Origin of the sequence: Dolichospermum flos-aquae CCAP 1403/13F, from assembly GCF_012516395.1 — a bacterium.
In the GTDB taxonomy this organism is placed as follows: Bacteria; Cyanobacteriota; Cyanobacteriia; order Cyanobacteriales; family Nostocaceae; genus Dolichospermum; species Dolichospermum lemmermannii.
This window is the reverse complement of record NZ_CP051206.1, coordinates 313,254-330,276: the sequence shown is the minus strand read 5'-3', so window position 1 is coordinate 330,276 and position 17,023 is coordinate 313,254. Positions and strand designations below refer to the sequence as shown.

General features: G+C 39.7%; 17 protein-coding genes and 1 pseudogene. 14 read left to right on the top strand and 4 right to left on the bottom strand.

Going from position 1 to position 17,023, the window contains the following annotated elements; genetic code table 11:
• Positions 1-173: 173 nt before the first annotated feature.
• Positions 174-908, top strand: a complete 735-nt coding sequence (locus HGD76_RS01720; RefSeq protein ID WP_168694777.1) for a GDYXXLXY domain-containing protein — start codon at positions 174-176, stop codon at positions 906-908.
• Positions 909-1,130: 222 nt separating this feature from the next.
• Here the strand turns inward: HGD76_RS01720 and HGD76_RS01715 are convergent.
• Positions 1,131-1,316 (bottom strand): annotated as a pseudogene (locus HGD76_RS01715) (hypothetical protein); the annotation flags it as partial.
• Between the two features lie 83 nt (positions 1,317-1,399).
• Here HGD76_RS01715 and HGD76_RS01710 point away from each other — a divergent pair.
• From HGD76_RS01710 to HGD76_RS01675, 8 genes are all read left to right on the top strand, one after another.
• Positions 1,400-1,717, top strand: a complete 318-nt coding sequence (locus HGD76_RS01710; RefSeq protein WP_041458113.1) for a 2Fe-2S iron-sulfur cluster-binding protein — start codon at positions 1,400-1,402, stop codon at positions 1,715-1,717.
• Positions 1,718-1,899: 182 nt separating this feature from the next.
• Positions 1,900-2,070 carry a DUF8621 family protein gene (locus HGD76_RS01705; protein ID WP_168652525.1) on the top strand — a complete coding sequence of 57 codons (171 nt, stop codon included), beginning with the start codon at positions 1,900-1,902 and terminating at the stop codon, positions 2,068-2,070.
• Between the two features lie 61 nt (positions 2,071-2,131).
• On the top strand, positions 2,132-3,175 hold the full coding sequence (locus HGD76_RS01700) for a DUF3326 domain-containing protein (protein ID WP_168697331.1): 1,044 nt from the start codon (positions 2,132-2,134) through the stop codon (positions 3,173-3,175).
• A gap of 39 nt (positions 3,176-3,214) precedes the next feature.
• Positions 3,215-3,796: a CPBP family intramembrane glutamic endopeptidase gene (locus tag HGD76_RS01695; protein ID WP_148762703.1), complete on the top strand. Its 582-nt coding sequence runs from the start codon at positions 3,215-3,217 to the stop codon at positions 3,794-3,796.
• A gap of 219 nt (positions 3,797-4,015) precedes the next feature.
• Positions 4,016-5,086: an Mrp/NBP35 family ATP-binding protein gene (locus HGD76_RS01690; protein ID WP_015081182.1), complete on the top strand. Its 1,071-nt coding sequence runs from the start codon at positions 4,016-4,018 to the stop codon at positions 5,084-5,086.
• A 335-nt stretch (positions 5,087-5,421) separates the two neighbouring features.
• On the top strand, positions 5,422-6,735 hold the full coding sequence (gene rodA / locus HGD76_RS01685) for a rod shape-determining protein RodA (RefSeq protein WP_168694776.1): 1,314 nt from the start codon (positions 5,422-5,424) through the stop codon (positions 6,733-6,735).
• Between the two features lie 113 nt (positions 6,736-6,848).
• Positions 6,849-7,043, top strand: a complete 195-nt coding sequence (locus tag HGD76_RS01680) for an NAD(P)H dehydrogenase subunit NdhS (RefSeq protein ID WP_168697330.1) — start codon at positions 6,849-6,851, stop codon at positions 7,041-7,043.
• Between the two features lie 115 nt (positions 7,044-7,158).
• Entirely contained in the window at positions 7,159-7,812 is a 654-nt protein-coding gene (locus HGD76_RS01675; RefSeq protein WP_148762709.1) for a hypothetical protein, read from the top strand.
• On the opposite strand, the gene HGD76_RS01670 is transcribed toward HGD76_RS01675, so the two are convergent.
• Positions 7,787-9,211 (bottom strand): sensor histidine kinase, encoded by a 1,425-nt coding sequence (locus tag HGD76_RS01670; protein WP_168650874.1) that lies wholly within the window; start codon positions 9,209-9,211, stop codon positions 7,787-7,789. The genes HGD76_RS01675 and HGD76_RS01670 overlap by 26 nt on opposite strands.
• 580 nt (positions 9,212-9,791) lie before the next feature.
• Here HGD76_RS01670 and purB point away from each other — a divergent pair.
• A complete protein-coding gene (purB, locus tag HGD76_RS01665) occupies positions 9,792-11,087 on the top strand; it encodes an adenylosuccinate lyase (protein WP_041458503.1) in 1,296 nt (431 codons plus the stop codon).
• Positions 11,088-11,222: 135 nt separating this feature from the next.
• Here the strand turns inward: purB and HGD76_RS01660 are convergent, their stop codons facing one another.
• Positions 11,223-12,428: an RNA-guided endonuclease InsQ/TnpB family protein gene (locus HGD76_RS01660; RefSeq protein WP_168694636.1), complete on the bottom strand. Its 1,206-nt coding sequence runs from the start codon at positions 12,426-12,428 to the stop codon at positions 11,223-11,225.
• A gap of 339 nt (positions 12,429-12,767) precedes the next feature.
• Between HGD76_RS01660 and HGD76_RS01655 the strand changes: the two genes are divergently transcribed.
• A complete protein-coding gene (locus HGD76_RS01655; RefSeq protein WP_168694775.1) occupies positions 12,768-13,307 on the top strand; it encodes a DUF4126 domain-containing protein in 540 nt (179 codons plus the stop codon).
• Between the two features lie 219 nt (positions 13,308-13,526).
• Here the strand turns inward: HGD76_RS01655 and hemH are convergent, their stop codons facing one another.
• The gene (gene hemH / locus HGD76_RS01650; RefSeq protein WP_148762713.1) at positions 13,527-14,693 is read right to left on the bottom strand and encodes a ferrochelatase; all 1,167 of its coding nucleotides are present in this window, start codon (positions 14,691-14,693) and stop codon (positions 13,527-13,529) included.
• A gap of 94 nt (positions 14,694-14,787) precedes the next feature.
• Here hemH and HGD76_RS01645 point away from each other — a divergent pair, with 94 nt between their 5' ends.
• The 3 genes from HGD76_RS01645 to HGD76_RS01635 all read left to right on the top strand — a co-directional run bounded on the left by HGD76_RS01645 (position 14,788) and on the right by HGD76_RS01635 (position 16,829).
• Complete coding sequence (locus HGD76_RS01645; RefSeq protein ID WP_168694774.1) at positions 14,788-15,417, top strand: class I SAM-dependent methyltransferase; 630 nt, start codon at positions 14,788-14,790, stop codon at positions 15,415-15,417.
• Between the two features lie 369 nt (positions 15,418-15,786).
• Entirely contained in the window at positions 15,787-16,425 is a 639-nt protein-coding gene (locus HGD76_RS01640; RefSeq protein ID WP_015081172.1) for a MotA/TolQ/ExbB proton channel family protein, read from the top strand.
• Positions 16,425-16,829: an ExbD/TolR family protein gene (locus HGD76_RS01635; protein ID WP_168694773.1), complete on the top strand. Its 405-nt coding sequence runs from the start codon at positions 16,425-16,427 to the stop codon at positions 16,827-16,829. Before HGD76_RS01640 ends, HGD76_RS01635 begins: the two co-directional genes overlap by 1 nt.
• Positions 16,830-17,023: the final 194 nt, after the last annotated feature.

The following is a 17,023-nucleotide window of genomic DNA, read 5'->3' as shown; positions in this document are numbered from 1 at the left end:
TGCTACATTACTCGCACAAAATTAGATTTTGACTCTTACTTTCTTTCTCCTGACTCGGTGACTCCTGAATTCTTGCTATATAAATCTCTGCGGATAAATTCCTATCTAAAAATTAGCAGTAATGGGAAAAGTATTTTTCCCTATTATCTATTACCAATTACTAAATTAATCCCATGAAAAATGACTTCCCTGAATCAAAAAAAACCTCAAACCCAGAAATGCAATTTTCTGAAAAGTTAACCTTTCGGGATTATCTTATTGCTACAGAACAGAAAGCTAATAAACCTTTACCAATTTGGCGATTAATTGCCCCTTTATTGGTTCAAGTAGGTTTAATTTTGGCTGTACCTTCTCAAGCCATGTATACAGACATGACTGGTAAGACGGTAATTTTGCAAACTGTAGCTATAAATCCTAATGATGTTGTCCGAGGTTCTTCATTGAACTTGGATTATAATATTTCTCGTCCCGAAACTTTGAGAAGATTACCAGGTTGGAATAATTGGTTGCGAAGAAATTCCCGCAGAGGTAGACAAATTTCCCAAGGAAGTACCTTATATCTAATTTTGCAAGAACGACAATCTTTTGATAGGAATGAACTCCAATCTTGGAAACCTATCCGAGTAAGTAGTAATCGCCCTGTTGATTTATCTAATAATCAGGTAGCTTTAAAAGGTAATTATCAAGACGGTTTAATTAATTATGGGTTGGAAAACTATTTCATTCCTGAAGAACAAAGACAACAGATTAATGAAGATATTTCACAAGTTCAGGAAAACAGAAATGGTAGACAACAACCAATTTTAGTCAGGGTAAAAGTAGATCCTCAAGGTAATGCTATTCCTACGGGTTTATCCATAAGAGATGCGAATGGTGAACGTGGCTATCGCAATTATCGTTTTCAATAGGATTAATCTGTCAGAATCATGATTTACAAGATTTAAGGATTTACAGGATGATAGGAAAAATTCCCAAATTTTATCAACCCAACAACAATCAAAAATCCTGATTCTGACATTTTCACTCTTTTTATTGAGCGGATACGAATTGACACTCCCCGGTCTAAAGACACTGGGATTCCTGGTTCAACGAGGCCACTTAAACCAGAATCCTGGCGTTATCTAGTCCAAAAGAATATAATCGGCTTTTTTCGCCTTTCCCCGGCGTGTTTGATTCCCTTGAACATAAATCCAACCATCAGTAAAATATACCTGTTCTCGGACTTGCTTGGTGATATCCCACCCTGAACGCACCAAAGCAGGTAAAATATATTTTGTACAAATATCCTCTAAAAAGTTAGCAACATTAAAAAAGATAAACTTTCTCAGATCAGACAAGATTGCTATATATGATCAAGTAGAATAAGATATTTGTCTGTCGTCAAAAATTGCTGCTATATATGTCCAAAACTTACACCGTAGAAATTAACCACCAAGGTACAACATATACTCTGCAAGTTCCTGAAGATGAAACTATTCTCAACGCCGCCTCAGCTACTGGTTTAGACCTACCAACTTCTTGCGGCGCTGGTGTTTGTACAACTTGTGCGGCTTTGGTTACAGAAGGAACTGTAGAGCAAGCAGATGGTATGGGTGTAAGTCCAGACTTGCAAAAACAAGGCTATGCACTACTTTGTGTTGCTAAACCTCTTTCTGATTTAAAAATTGAAACAGAAAAAGAAGACATCGTTTATCAAGCACAATTTGGGAAAGGGTAGTACCGCAGGGCGGAATTAAAAATTAACAATTAAAAATTAAAAAAGCAGATTGTATAAGCTTTTCATGAATTTTTAATGGTTAGTTGACTTACGCCGTTGTGTACTAGGTAAATAATTGATAATTACCAATCCCTAAAAAGTTTCTGTATTCTCAAAATCACAAATACAAAGGATTTAGAATCATGACAACTCACTTTATTACCGCCGAAATCGAATTACAAGAAACCCCCACAGAATTGGAAAAAGCCATTACAGCCGAATTACAAAAACAAGGTGAACCCCTGCGTTGGGCTATTACTGCTATTGACGAAGAACAACAAACCGCAACAGTAGAAGCAGTAGTTACCGCTTAAATTTCTTCTTTGCGTCTTTGCTCCTTAGCGTCTTTGCGCGAAACAAAAACCTGTGATACCCATTCAAAAACCATACACCGTAATTTTAATTATACCCACCGGCATTGGGGCAGCGATTGGCGGTTATGCTGGTGATGCCTTACCAGTAGCTAGAGTTATATCACAGGTCTGCGATCGCTTGATTACTCACCCCAATGTCATGAACGGTGCAAGTTTATACTGGAATATTCCCAACGCTTTCTATGTCGAAGGATATGGTTTAGATAAATTTGCGGCTGGAGAATGGGGCTTACGTCCTGTCCGTAGTAACAGAGTCGGGTTACTTTTAGACCAGGGTATTGAACCGGAATTAATGCTGCGACACTTGCAGGTAGCCGACGCAGCCAGAGCAACCTTAGGATTAAATATTACAAATCATGTGATTACTGACGCACCGCTAAACGTAGAATTACGAACTTCTTCATCAGGTGCAAGTTGGGGAACAATTGGGAATCCTGATAGTTTATTACGGGCTGCCGAGAAATTAATTATAGCAGAAAAAGCCGAAGCGATCGCAGTTGTTGCCCGGTTCCCGGAAGATATAGACGAAACCGCAGTCCAAAACTATCGTCAAGGTCAAGGAGTAGACCCTCTAGCCGGTGCAGAAGCCGTCATTAGTCATTTATTAGTTCGTACCTTTAAAATTCCTTGCGCCCATGCTCCCGCCCTTTCTCCCGCCCCTGCGTCCCCTAATTTATCCCCTCGTGCAGCGGCTGAAGAAATAGGCTATACTTTCTTACCTTGTGTTTTAGTTGGTTTGAGTAACGCCCCGCAATTTATCATTAATACAAAAAATCACAATTCTTTGTCCACTGATATCTGGGCAAATCAAGTTGATGCTTTAATTATTCCCGCCACCGCTTGTGGAAATAGTGCTTTATTGAGTGTAAGTCATAAACAATGTCAAATAATTACAGTCGCAGAAAATAAAACTTTGATCCAAGTTCCTGCTTCTATGTTAAAAATTCCAACCTTACAGGTAAACTCATATTTGGAAGCAGTAGGCGTATTAGTCGCTCATAAAGCAGGTATCAATCCTTCCTCATTAACAATTAACAATTACTAACCACCAATGACCAATTACCAATTATTTTTCTAAAATCCTGTGATTGAACAAAAAAATCAAGAACCAGAAATCCCCTACTTAACACGCACCCAAGTCTTAGTAGCAATGGGTGTAACCGCAATTATTCTCTGGATAGTTGCTAAATTATGGTTACGTTGGGGCGATATCATCCTTTTTAAGTGGCACTGGCGCGAACAAGATTTATTATTAGGAATTAGTTTAGGTGTAATTATTACCATATTAAGTGGTTTAGCTTATCGCCTTTCCCCTCCCTATCGCAAAAGCGCCGATTATTATCTAGAAATGGTTCTCAAACCTCTAGCTTTACCAGATTTAATCTGGTTAGGATTACTTCCCGGTTTAAGTGAAGAATTATTATTTCGGGGTGTCATGCTACCCGCTTTAGGTGGAGATCATACCGCTGTGATCGTATCAAGTCTTTGTTTTGGAGTTTTGCACCTTAGCGGTCCCCAACAATGGCCTTATGTAATTTGGGCAACTATTATTGGTATAATCCTTGGTTATAGTGCCTTATTAAGTGGCAACTTGTTATTACCAATAGTTGCTCATATTGTGACAAATTGGCTATCTAGCTATTTATGGAAAATCCAAAAACTTTAGATATGGCTGGTAGCAGCCAATTCCTCCCCAGATTTGTGTCAAACAAGTCAATCCCATAAAAAATCTCTACATGATAGCTGCTTTGATTTTTTAAGGATTTTCTGCCCTGTTAGCAATGACCAATGACTAATCAACAACTGCCCCAATAAAGTTAAGATTCTAGTATCTGTCAATGAAAATTTTTTAAGCTATATAGTAAGCGGCAACGGTAAACACATTATGTATGATGTCCTAGATTCCCACGCAGTCCTGGAAGTATTGCGACCAGTAGAAGATCCAGAACTTCGCAAAAGTCTGGTAGAACTGAATATGATTCGCAACGTCAAGATTGACGGTGGCAAGGTTAGTTTCACTTTGGTGTTAACCACTCCCGCTTGTCCTTTACGGGAATTTATTGTTGAAGACTGTAAAAAAGCTGTTAAAAAGCTGCCTGATGTCACAGATGTAATTATAGAAGTAACAGCGGAAACACCCCAGCAAAAAAGCTTACCAGACCGGAATGGCGTACCTGGGGTGAAAAATATTATTGCTGTTTCTAGCGGTAAAGGTGGCGTTGGTAAGAGTACAGTGGCTGTAAATATTGCCGTGGCTTTAGCGCAAACTGGGGCAAAGGTCGGTTTATTAGATGCAGATATTTATGGACCCAATGATCCCACAATGTTGGGTTTGAGTGATTCCGAAATTAATGTCCGTTCTACAGAAGCAGGAGACATCCTCGAACCGGCTTTTAATCATGGTGTCAAGCTGGTTTCAATGGGCTTTTTGATTGATCGAGATCAGCCAGTAATTTGGCGCGGTCCCATGCTGAATGGTGTGATTCGTCAGTTTCTCTATCAAGTCGAATGGGGAGAACTGGACTATTTAATTGTGGATATGCCCCCTGGGACTGGAGATGCTCAATTAACTTTAACCCAAGCTGTCCCAATGGCAGGAGTAGTCATTGTCACCACACCACAAACTGTAGCTTTGTTGGACTCCCGAAAGGGGTTGCGGATGTTCCAGCAGTTAAATGTCCCAGTTTTGGGAATTGTGGAAAATATGAGCTATTTTATCCCCCCAGATCAACCAGATAAGCAATATGACATTTTTGGTTCTGGTGGTGGTTCCAAAACAGCCGCAGAATTGGGAGTTCCTCTGTTAGGATGTGTACCATTAGAAATTTCTACCCGGATTGGCGGTGATACTGGTGTGCCGATAGTAATTGGTGAACCCAACTCAGCCGCAGCCAAAGCCCTAACAGCGATCGCTCTCACTGTAGCAGGTAAAGTATCAGTTAATGCTTTGACATAAGATCAGGAGTCAGGAGTCACCGAGTCACCGAGTCAGGAGTCACCGAGTCAGGAGTCACCGAGTCAGGAGTCACCGAGTCAGGAGTCACCGAGTCACCGAGTCAGGAGTCACCGAGTCACCGAGTCAGGAGTTTAGAAGAAGAAAGAAAGAAGAAAGAAGAAAGAAGAAAGAAGAAAATTTCTCTCCCTGCCCCTACTCCCCTACTCCCCTACTCCCCTACTCCCCTACTGCCCTACTCCCCTACTACCCTACTGCCCTACTCCCCTATTCCCCTACTCCCCTACTGCCCTACTCCCCTACTGCCCTACTCCCCTGCCCAACATCCTCCTCACACAATGTTATTAAAACCTTCGTTCCCTAAAATGCGTTGGCAATCTTGGCTTCAGCCCTGGCAACAAATAGATGGACTACTATTTTTTCTCCCCGTTGCTGTTAGTATGTTCGGGGGGCTAATGATTCTGAGTACAGAACTGAAGCAACCTGTAACTGACTGGTGGTGGCACTGGTTGACAGCCGCTATTGGGACAATAATCGCCTTATTTTTAGCTCGTTGCCGCTATGAAACCCTCATGGAGTGGCATTGGTTTATCTATGGGCTGACCAACTTTAGTTTAATCGCTGTCATGCTCGCTGGTACTAGTGCCAAAGGCGCACAGCGTTGGATTAGTATTGCGGGTTTTAATGTTCAACCCTCAGAATTTGCCAAATTAGGATTAATTATTACCTTAGCAGCTTTGTTACATAGGCGAACTGCTTCTACTCTAGAGAGTGTTTTCCGTGTCTTGGCAATTACGGTTGTACCTTGGGCATTGGTATTTTTACAACCAGACTTGGCAACATCGCTGGTATTCGGGGCAATATTTTTAGGAATGTTGTACTGGGCAAATGCCAACCCCGGCTGGTTAATACTCATGGTTTCCCCGGTAATGGCAGCAATATTATTTAGTATATCTTGGCCATTATCAACGCCCATAATGTTATCTAAAGACATATCATTAAGCATATTAGGTTTAGTATGGGCAGTATCTATGGGGGTAGTTGGTTGGTTTAGTCTGCCTTGGAAGCGGTTTGGTATTGCTGCTATTGCTTCATTCTGTCTAAATATGCTCGGTGGCGAATTAGGCCTTTTTGCCTGGAATCATGTATTAAAAGAGTATCAAAAAAATCGGCTTAGTGTATTTATCAACCCTGAGCATGATCCTCTTGGCGCTGGTTATCACCTGATTCAATCTCGCATTGCTATTGGCGCTGGTGAAGTTTGGGGCTGGGGTTTGTTTAAAGGTCCCATGACTCAACTGAATTTTGTTCCGGAACAGCACACAGATTTTATTTTCTCGGCTGTTGCTGAAGAATTTGGTCTTGTGGGTTGTTTAGTTTTACTATCGGTCTTTTGCTTAATTTGCTTCCGTTTACTTCATGTAGCTCAAACCGCTAAAGATAACTTTGGTTCACTTTTGGCTATTGGTGTTTTGTCTATGATTGTGTTTCAACTAATTGTGAATGTTGGTATGACAGTTGGTTTAGCACCTGTGGCGGGAATTCCCTTACCGTGGATGAGTTATGGACGTTCGGCGATGCTGACTAACTTTATTGCCATCGGTATAGTAGAATCTGTAGCTAATTATCGTCAACGCCAAAAGTATTATTAAAGAGGAGTCACCGAGTCAGGAGTTAAAGAAGCAGGAGAAAGAATAGAATTACCAATCACCAATTACCAATTACCAATTAAGCTAGAAATAAGAAACCAATAAGGGTAAATATGATGATCCTACCTGGAGCAACTGTTCGCGTCAAAAATCCTGCTGATACATATTATCGGTCAGAAGGACTTGTCCAACGAGTTAGTGATGGTAAAGTAGCTGTACTGTTTGAAGGTGGTAATTGGGATAAAATAATTACTTTCCGTCTTCCAGAATTAGAACCCGTGGAAACTACAATCCAGAAAAAAGGGAAATAGTAATTTAGTTATTAGTCAGTGGTTATTAGTTTTTCACTAAGACTATTGACTAATCGCACCTTCAGAAAATATGTTTATTCATTTTTAATTTTTAATTGATAATTTTTAATTGCTTATGCGTCTACCTTTACCACAGTTTGCTATTGACAATCGCCATTCCCATCACTTTGCAGAGATAATTGAAACCACAACTACAGAATTTTTGGCTCAATGTTTAGAACCAGAAGACTTGAGTTTTCCACCAATGCCACCTTTTGGAAGTTGGGTTTGTGCTGTAGATGAAGAATCAGGTAATCAAGTTTATGCCGTAGTTTATCATGCCACAACGATGCCTATTGATTCTGTACATCGGGCAGTTGCACTAGGATTATCTTTAGAAGCTTTGCGTGAGGAACAACCCCAAATATTTTCCATGCTCAAAACTGAATTTCGAGCAGCGATTGTGGGATTTAAAGAAAAATCTCTAAATAGTAATAACAGCAAAATGTATCAATATTTGCCACCTCGTCCGCCACAAATTCACCAAGCTGTTAATCATTGTCAAGCAAAAGAAATTATTCAGTTTACAGAAGAACTAGATTTTTTACGAACATTACTTTTTATTAGTGGTGCGCCTGTAGATTCTTTGGCCGCAGCCGCTATTCGGGGAATATATCAGTTACGAAAAACTGACCGAGAATGGTTGATTAAAGCTGGAAGACATCTGAGTATGTTACTCAAAGATGATTATGATCGGTTGCGGTTTATTTTGAGTCAAATTCATCCATAAACTTTGAAGTTTGCTGTATTTCGTCTGAGTGATTCGAGACAACTGGGATTTTGATAATAAACTCAGAACCTTCTCCAGGAGTAGATATACAATAAAGTTCACCACCATGTTTTTCAACTACGATTTGGTAGCTAATTGATAATCCTAATCCTAATCCTGTTCCTTTGCCTACAGCTTTGGTAGTAAAAAATGGGTCAAATAATCGTTTTTGGACTTCTTCTGAAATGCCTGAACCATTATCGGCAATGCGAACAATAACATAATTATCATTAGTTATTTCTGTGCGAATCCGAATTTGCAAATTTTTACGGGTTTTTAGAATTAAATTATCACTTTCAGAAAGAGCATCAATAGCATTGGCAAGAATATTCATAAATACCTGATTCAGTTGCCCTGCATAGCACTTTATTAATGGTAATTTGTCATATTCTTTAATTAATTCAATTTCTAACCGCTCAGGTCTAGCTTTTAAACTATGTTTGAGAATTATTAATGTATTCTCTATACCTTCATGGATATCAACAAATTTAATTTCTGCTTGATCTAATCGGGAAAAATTACGTAAAGATAAGACAATTTCATTTACTCTTGTAGCACCAACTTTCATGGAAGATAGTAATTTTGGTAAGTCTTCCAGAATAAATTCTATTTCAATTCCCTTCTCTTTAGCTTCAGATATTGCGTCAGCATAGGATAATTCTTGTTTATAATTTTCCAGGATGTAGAGTATATTTTGAAAATATTCGATAGCATAATTGAGGTTGCCATAAATAAAATTCATGGGATTATTGATTTCATGGGCAATCCCAGCTACTAATTGTCCCAAGGCAATCATTTTGTCGTTTTGTAATAATCGGCTATAGTTATGCTGAAGATCACGAAAGTCAGCCTTAGCTATTCTGGCTTTTTCTGTTTCTTTTTGCAGGCGATTTAATGTTAAAACATGAATTTGGGAATTGGCTAAAAGTAACTGATGAAAATCTAGCAATCCATATTGATAAGATTGATCTGTAATCACCAGTGGTTCATATACCTGTTTGTGCGATCGCCCTAAAGCTATTTGAGTTGCTTCGACAATTGGGGTATCCTCTGGATAGATAAATGTTTTAGGTTGTAAAAAATTATAAAGATATTCGACAGGGCGACCGGCAAATAGTCCTAAACCATAGGGACGACTCATTTGTTCAAAAAATAGCCGTCGAGAAATCATGCCTACATATTTTTTTTCTTTAGTCAAGATAATCCCTGGCAGCAAAGGATCTTCTTCAAAAAGCATTGCTAATTCATTACCTGGATGATTTGTTTCAATTTGAATTGTCCAAACTGGTAATTCCTGTAAAGTTGATTCTAATTTGAGATTTAGCTGATCCACATTCTGAATACTATGCATAGCCAGCATTTTTTTGTCCTTAACCTGAAGGTGTCTCTGGCATTATTGCTAAGACTCCGGCAAATGTTACTTGTTTTAGGTTTAATTTTCTCAGTTTAATCAATTTAGCCGATAAAAAGTCAAATTTATATTGTGAGTAAGAATAAAAAACATCTATGTGTTGAAGCATCCTAGTACGGAGAAATCCTGGCTCCTATGAAATAACTGTTAGGTTCAAGTCCTAACGGCAGTATTGACAAGAAAGAGCGAGTAATGGCAGGGTGTGGAGCGTACCGAGTCTTGGCTTAGTGATGGATTCTGAAAACAATAAAAGTAAGCGCAATTTCGACACCTTGATTGGCAGTTGTTTTGAGCGTCTAGGCGACGTTTGGCGGTCGCAGCGAGATTGGATTGGGCTAAATCCTTAATCTAATTCTGTCAGTAGAATCTCAGTGGCTAAAGCCGCTGAGAGTGTCAAAGATAGTTGGTAGCTTTAATTGGGAATTGGGGTAATTTACAATTGCAATATGACGGTTATCTGGTGGGGATAAGCATTAAGAGTGGGTAATTTTCAATGTAAAATATGACAGTTGTATTAGATGCTGTGAATGTGATTGAGCGTTATACCCTGCCCGAAATGGGCAATTTGTGGAGTGAAACCTATAAGCTGAAAACCTGGCTAGATGTAGAGATCGCGGTTTGCGAAGCACAGGCAGAACTGGGTTATATTCCAGCAGCAGCAGTAGAAGAAATTAAGGCTAAGGCGAATTTTGACCCGCAGCGGGTGCTAGAAATTGAGGCGGAAGTCCATCATGATGTCATTGCTTTTTTGACAAATGTTAATGAATATGTAGGTGATGCAGGACGCTATATTCATTTAGGTTTAACTAGTTCTGATGTCTTGGATACTGCTTTATCACTACAATTAGTTGCTAGTCTGGATTTGTTGTTAAAACGCCTAGAAGATGTAATTGATGCCATTCGCAAGAAAGCCACAACACATCGGCATACGTTAATGATTGGGCGATCGCATGGTATTCATGCTGAACCGATTACCTTTGGCTTTAAGTTAGCTGGTTGGTTAGCGGAAGTATTACGACACCAAGAACGGCTGCAAATTCTCAAAAAAACCATCGCTGTTGGCAAAATATCCGGTGCGGTAGGAACTTACGCCAACATTGAACCACGTGTAGAAGCGATTGCCTGTGCAAAACTCGGACTGAAACCCGATACTGCTTCCACTCAGGTAATTTCCCGCGATATTCATGCAGACTTTGTGCAACAGTTAGCATTACTCGCTGCATCCATAGAACGCTTTGCTGTAGAAATTCGCAACTTGCAAAAAACAGACGTTTTAGAAGTTGAAGAATTTTTCGCTAAAGGGCAAAAAGGCTCTAGTGCTATGCCTCACAAGCGTAATCCTATCCGTTCCGAACGGTTAACAGGGATGGCGCGACTGGTGAGAAGTCATGCAGGGGCAGTATTAGAAAACGTCGCTTTGTGGCACGAACGGGATATTTCCCACAGTTCTGTAGAACGAGTAATTTTACCAGATGCTTGCATTCTGACTCATTTTATGCTGCATGAAATCACCAACTTGGTAAATAACTTGTTGGTTTATCCTGAAAACATGGCCCGAAATCTCAACTGTTATGGGGGAGTAGTCTTTAGTCAAAGGGTATTACTAACCTTAATAGACAAAGGACTTAACCGCGAAGAAGCATACTCTATAGTCCAAGAAAGCGCCCACACTGCTTGGAATAAACCAGAAGGCAACTTCCGTGATTTAATCAGCAAAGATCCTCGCGTCACTCAAAACTTGTCACCCGCAGAGATAGAAGCCTGTTTTGATCCACAACATCATCTCAAGCATTTAGAACAAGTTTATCAACGACTGGGTATTTAGAACTAGGATTGGTAATTGTCAATTGGTAATTGGTATCAATTGTCAATTCCCTCTGACCACTGACTCCTTCCGTGTCGCAAAGTGAAGAATAAATATATGGCTGATTACTATACTCAAAATTTGACACTCCCCTGGCTAAAGCCGAGGGGATTCTACATTCATCGTCAAAACTTGCTCAACCAGGCTTGCACCAAGTAGAGTAGTGGCTTCAACTCCTGTAGCGTTACTTTGGGGATGCCCTCCCCTAGCTTTTGCAAGATTTAAAATATTAATTGCTGCATTTGTATCTCTGTGAAGATACGATCCACAACTACAATTATGAGTGCGAGTTGATAGAGATTTTTTGACAATTACGCCACAACTAGAACACTTTTGAGAAGTATAGTGTGGAGTAACAGCTATAGCAATCTTGTCAAATTTAACAGCAAAATATTCAATCCATTGTCGGAACAAATACCAACTAGCATCACTAATTGATTTTGCTAAACAATGATTTTTTACCATATTTGAAACCCTTAAATCTTCGTAGGCGACTAAATCGTTAGATTTGACTACGCAACGCGCTATTCTCTTAGCGTGTTCTATACGTTGCCTACTTACTTTTAAGTGCTTTTTGGCATAAAGTTTTCTAGCTTTTTTTCTGCAACTAGAACCTTTATGCTTTTTGTAAATCCGTCTTTGAGAATGTTTGATTGATTTTTCAGCCTTTCTCAAAAACTTAGGGTTAGGTTCATGATGTCCGTTAGAGTCAGTGTAAAACGACTCAATACCAACATCTAATCCGATTTCATTACCCGTTTTCGGTTGAATATCTACAACATCAATGCCGATACAAACCTGAGCATAATATCCATCTGCACGACGGATTAAGCGCACTCGTTTAATGTCTTTAAGTTCGTAGGATTGAATATCCCATTTGCCTAATAATTTGAGTTCACCAATCTCTTTCTTGTCGGTAAAAGTGATGCGTCGCTTTGTTTTATGTAGCTTCCACCCTGATGTTTTATATTCAACGGAACGGCAATCTTTTTGAAAACGGGGGAATCCCTTTTTACCAGACTTTTTAGATTTACAGTTGTCGTAAAACCTTGATATAGCAAACCATCCTCTTTCTGCGGCTGATTGCACAGCCATTGAGTTTAACTCAGCAGTAAAAGGAAATTCTTTCCGAAGTTCAGTAGAGTATTTATTCAGGGCAAACTTATCAACTTTTAGTTCACGTGGTGCATCCATCCAATACCTAATCGCTTTATTGCGAACGAATTGAGTAGTCCGAATTGCATCATCTATCGCGTTATATTGATGCTGTTTACCCTTGACTTTATACTCTAGAACTATCATTGCTTTATTTGTTTACGACCTATTAATATAGTAACATAGATAGGAAACAAATAGGAGACAAGATGAAGACTGAATATATAAGAATTAGAACGACACCGCGCAGATTCCATAAACTAAAGTTATTAGCCGAACAAAAAGAATATTCTGTAACTAGACTAATAGAAGATTGGATAGACAGTCTGCCAGATCCAGTGTCAATGCAGGATAAATCCTGCAACTAGCCTTCATCCCTTGTCTGAAGCACAGATGTGGCTTCCTGAGTCAGCCACATCTTCAAGGGTTTTCGGCATTTTCTTTATAAAGCACCTTTGCTAATTTGGTAAAGTCGGGGATATACCCATGATTGAAATTCTCGCTATATTATCTGCTGGTGCTGCTGCTGGGATGAGAATAGGTGTACCTTTACTAATTATTGGTATCCTCCAAGGGGAGGAACTCTGGTCGCAGATGCCAGTCCTATCACGCATTTCTCCCCATGTTTTAATCGGACTACTCACCAGTTGGTCTTTATTTGAACTATTCGCTTCCAAAAAACTCATTGGCCAGAGAATAGTCCAGCAAGTTCATTTATTTTTCTCTCCCTTGGTAGGAGCTTTAATGGGCTTGTCTGTTGCTTCAGCGATAACCACACCAAGTTGGTTAGTTGCTTTGATTGGTGGTTTATTAGCTTTGGTATTGCAGCTAGTTTTATTAGGCTGGTTTTATCGCTTGTGTGGGTTGCCAATATGGGCAGTGTTTATGCAAGATGTCCTGTGTGTTACACTTGTATTTTTTGCTGTGGATGCTCCTCTTCAAGGAGGATTAATTGCTTTAATCCTCCTCTGGCTGGCTGTTCTTAGTGGAAAATACTGGTATGACTGGTCTAAAGGTAAAAATTGATAATTGACAATTACCAAAAAAGGGAACAGGGAACAGGGAACAGATAAGAAACACTCATTTGCACCAGTTTAGAGCTTCTGTCAAAAAAAAGATGTTTTTAAAAGATGCGTAAGCACCAAAAAAACAGTGTCATTATTTCAATCTCATGTTTAACTCAAACATGAGTTTTTCCTGTTAGAAAGTTGCCCGTTCCCTGTTCCCTCTGAACAATTATGAAGATTAATGTAAAAGCCCGACCACGTGCAGTAACCCTTTACCAGTAACTAACTCAATAATTAGCCCGATAAATCCTAGCATGGCTATCCGACCATTCCAGACTTCGGCACTGGTGGTTATTCCCCATGCCCAACGTTCTTGGGGATACATTTTTACCCTTTTTTTCATTTGGGTGACTTGAGAGAGTTTCAGGTCAGGTTGTTTGAGAGCATCAATGATCAAGTCGGATAGGGCTTTAATAAATACCGGATTGGTGTTGGGCGCAGGGACACGTCCGAAGTTGTGTATTCCTGCTTCTTCCGCTATTTCTCGATATTCAATGTCAATTTCTTGTAGGGTTTCGATGTGTTCGGAAACAAAACTAATGGGGACAACTATTAAATCTTTCACGCCTTTTACACCGAGTTCGTTCAGTGCATCTTCTGTATAAGGTTTTAGCCATTCAACAGGACCAACACGACTTTGATAAGCTAGGGTGTGGGGATTGGGACGGTTGAGGGTTTGCATAATTAAGTCGGTGCATTCCTCAATTTCTTGCTGGTAGGGGTCGCCGGCTTCCTCTACATAGCTTTTAGGTACACCATGGGCGCTAAAGAAGATATGCACGTCCTGAGGACGGGGAAATTTCTCCAGTTCGCCAACTATAAGTTCTGCCATTGCTTGCAGATAACCTGGTTCTTTGTACCAAGAGTCAATAACGGTATACTCAAGACTTTGGAGTTTGGGGTTTTCCTTCCATAGTTGTTCTAATAACCGGAAACTAGAACCGCTGGTGCTGATGGAAAATTGGGGGTAAAGCGGGAGAATTACCAATTTATCAAGGTTATCTTGAGTAATTTGGGCGATCGCTTCTTCTGTGTAAGGATGCCAATAACGCATTCCCACGTAGATATTAACTTCTTGTCCTAATTCACCTAACTGAGCTTTAATGGCTGCTCCTTGCTCTTCTGTAATCCGTCGCAATGGAGAACCGCCGCCGATTTGCTGATAATTTATTTGAGATGTTTTTTCTCTGCGCGTAGCAATAAACCAAGCTAGAGGTTTTTGCATCCAGCGAAACGGTAAGCGGATAATTTCTGGATCAGAAAACAGATTATACAAAAACGGTCCGACATCTTCTGGTTTGTCGGGACCACCGAGATTAAGTAATAATACCCCTATACGACCCATAGCAGTTACTTTCCCCCAATCCTTACAGATTTTTCACTAATGTTAACAATATATCTTTATTAAATATAAAGCTTTATCGGCAGGAAAAAAAACAATGGCCACAATTTTTAGAGATTTAAGTTACAGATACCAATGGCTATATGATGGCATCTCCCGGTTAGCGGCTGTGACTGTGGGTGGTGAACCCCGGTTTCGTCAACTGGCTTTACAAAATTTAAAACTGCAATCGGATACTCAGATTTTAGATTTATGCTGTGGTAGTGGTCAAGTAACCAGATTTTTAGTGAATTTTTCGGAAAATGTCACTGGCTTGGATGCTTCCCCATTATCTATCCAGCGAGCGCAGAAAAATGTCCCAAATGCCACTTACATAAAAGCGTTTGCTGAAAATATGCCTTTTGCTGATAATTTATTTGATGTGGTACATACTAGCGCGGCTTTACACGAAATGCAATCTGAACAACTGCAAAAAATCATTGCAGAGGTTTATCGGGTGTTAAAACCAGGAGGAGTTTTCACTTTGGTAGATTTTCACTCTCCCACAAATCCGATATTTTGGCCGGGGTTGGCGGTATTTTTCTGGTTGTTTGAAACCCAGACGGCTTGGGAATTGTTGAAAACGGATTTACCTGGTTTGTTAAGAGATTATGGTTTTGATGTGGGAGAACCTAGTTTATATGCTGGTGGAAGTTTACAGGTGATTCAGGGCAGGAAGATGATTTGAGTTTCTTGTGCTAATTCATAAGTTTAAATTATTGATTTGCTATTTCTAAATAAGTTTTTTTGAAAAAATTTTTTATTTTGAGGGTGCGGGGCGGGCTAAATGTGGTAATATAGTTATATCGTTATAATGGAGCATAAGCAAAATTTTTATTTAGGCACGCATTCCCATTATCAAAATATCACGCCGAGAAAATAAAGTCAATAGGTTTTGACCCCAAAAAAAGAAATTTTTTTGAACATTGAGAACATCAGTACCAATATTCAGTTGAAAAAATCATACCACAAATACACTCTGCTATAGCAATCGCCTAGACTTGCTCTTCTTGAAAATCTGTTAATCTAGCTGTATCAAGAATTAGTAAAAGAGTCAATGGAAATTAGTAACTTATTCAAAGCCGGTGGCGTAGTTATGTGGCCACTGCTATTTTTCTCGGTTTTAGGAATCACTCTCATTCTGGAACGGATTACGTTTTGGATAGGAATTAGTGGCCGTCAGAATCGCGTAGTCAAGCAGGTGTTAAGTTTTTATCGTCAAGGTAATGTAGTTACCTCTCTAGATATACTACACAAAAATGCTGATTTACCGATTGCGCGAATTTTTCTGGCGGCTTTAGAATTGGAAGAACCCAACCCAGAGGAATTCCGCTTGGCTTTAGAAAGTGAGGCCCAGGCAGAAATCCCGTTATTAAAAAGGTTTCAAAATATTTTTGATACAATTATTGGTTTAGCTCCCTTGCTGGGATTATTAGGGACAGTTTTGGGTTTAATTGGCTCTTTTGCATCATTAAATATTGGTGATGTCGGTAGTACAAAAACCGCTGGTGTCACTTCTGGGATTAGTGAAGCCTTAGTATCCACAGCATCGGGACTAGTTGTAGCTATTATTACCTTGTTTTTTGCGAATAGCTTTCGGGGAATGTATTTACGACAAATTGCCTGGATTCAAGAATATGGTGGGCAATTAGAATTAGTTTATCGTCACCAGTATGAAAGAGGGGATAAATCATAATGCGTCTACCAGATGAACCAGATTTACCAGCCCAGATTAATATTGTGCCGATGATTGATGTCATTTTTGCGATTTTGACATTTTTTATTATGTCCACTTTATTTTTACATCGTTCTGAAGAGTTGCCAGTTAATTTACCTAAAGCAGCAACAGCCAAAGCCCAATCATTAGCCGCACCAATTACCGTTACTGTAGATTCAGCAGGGAATGTGAGTTTAAATCGCCAGCCAGTAACTCTGGAAACTTTACCAGTAAAGGTACAGGAATTAATGGGCAAAAATACGGAAGTGGTAGTGATTATTAATGCTGATCAAAGTGCTACTCATGGTCAAGTCGTGGTAGTGATGGATCGGGTGCGGCAGGTAAAAGGAGCAAGATTAGCAATTGCCACACAAGCACCTTAACAGGTTAGTGATCAGAGTAGCAACTGCGTGGGGTTCTTTTTAGGAACTTCGGTCAGAAACGGTAAGTTCTACCGAGATTGTCTGTGGAGCGGGCAAACAAGATTGGAAGTCATTCTAAGACCGCGATGAAGCAGGAAATAAACACTAAGATTATCGCTGTCCAGATGTGTCTAGACTTTGGTAATTTTGGGTAA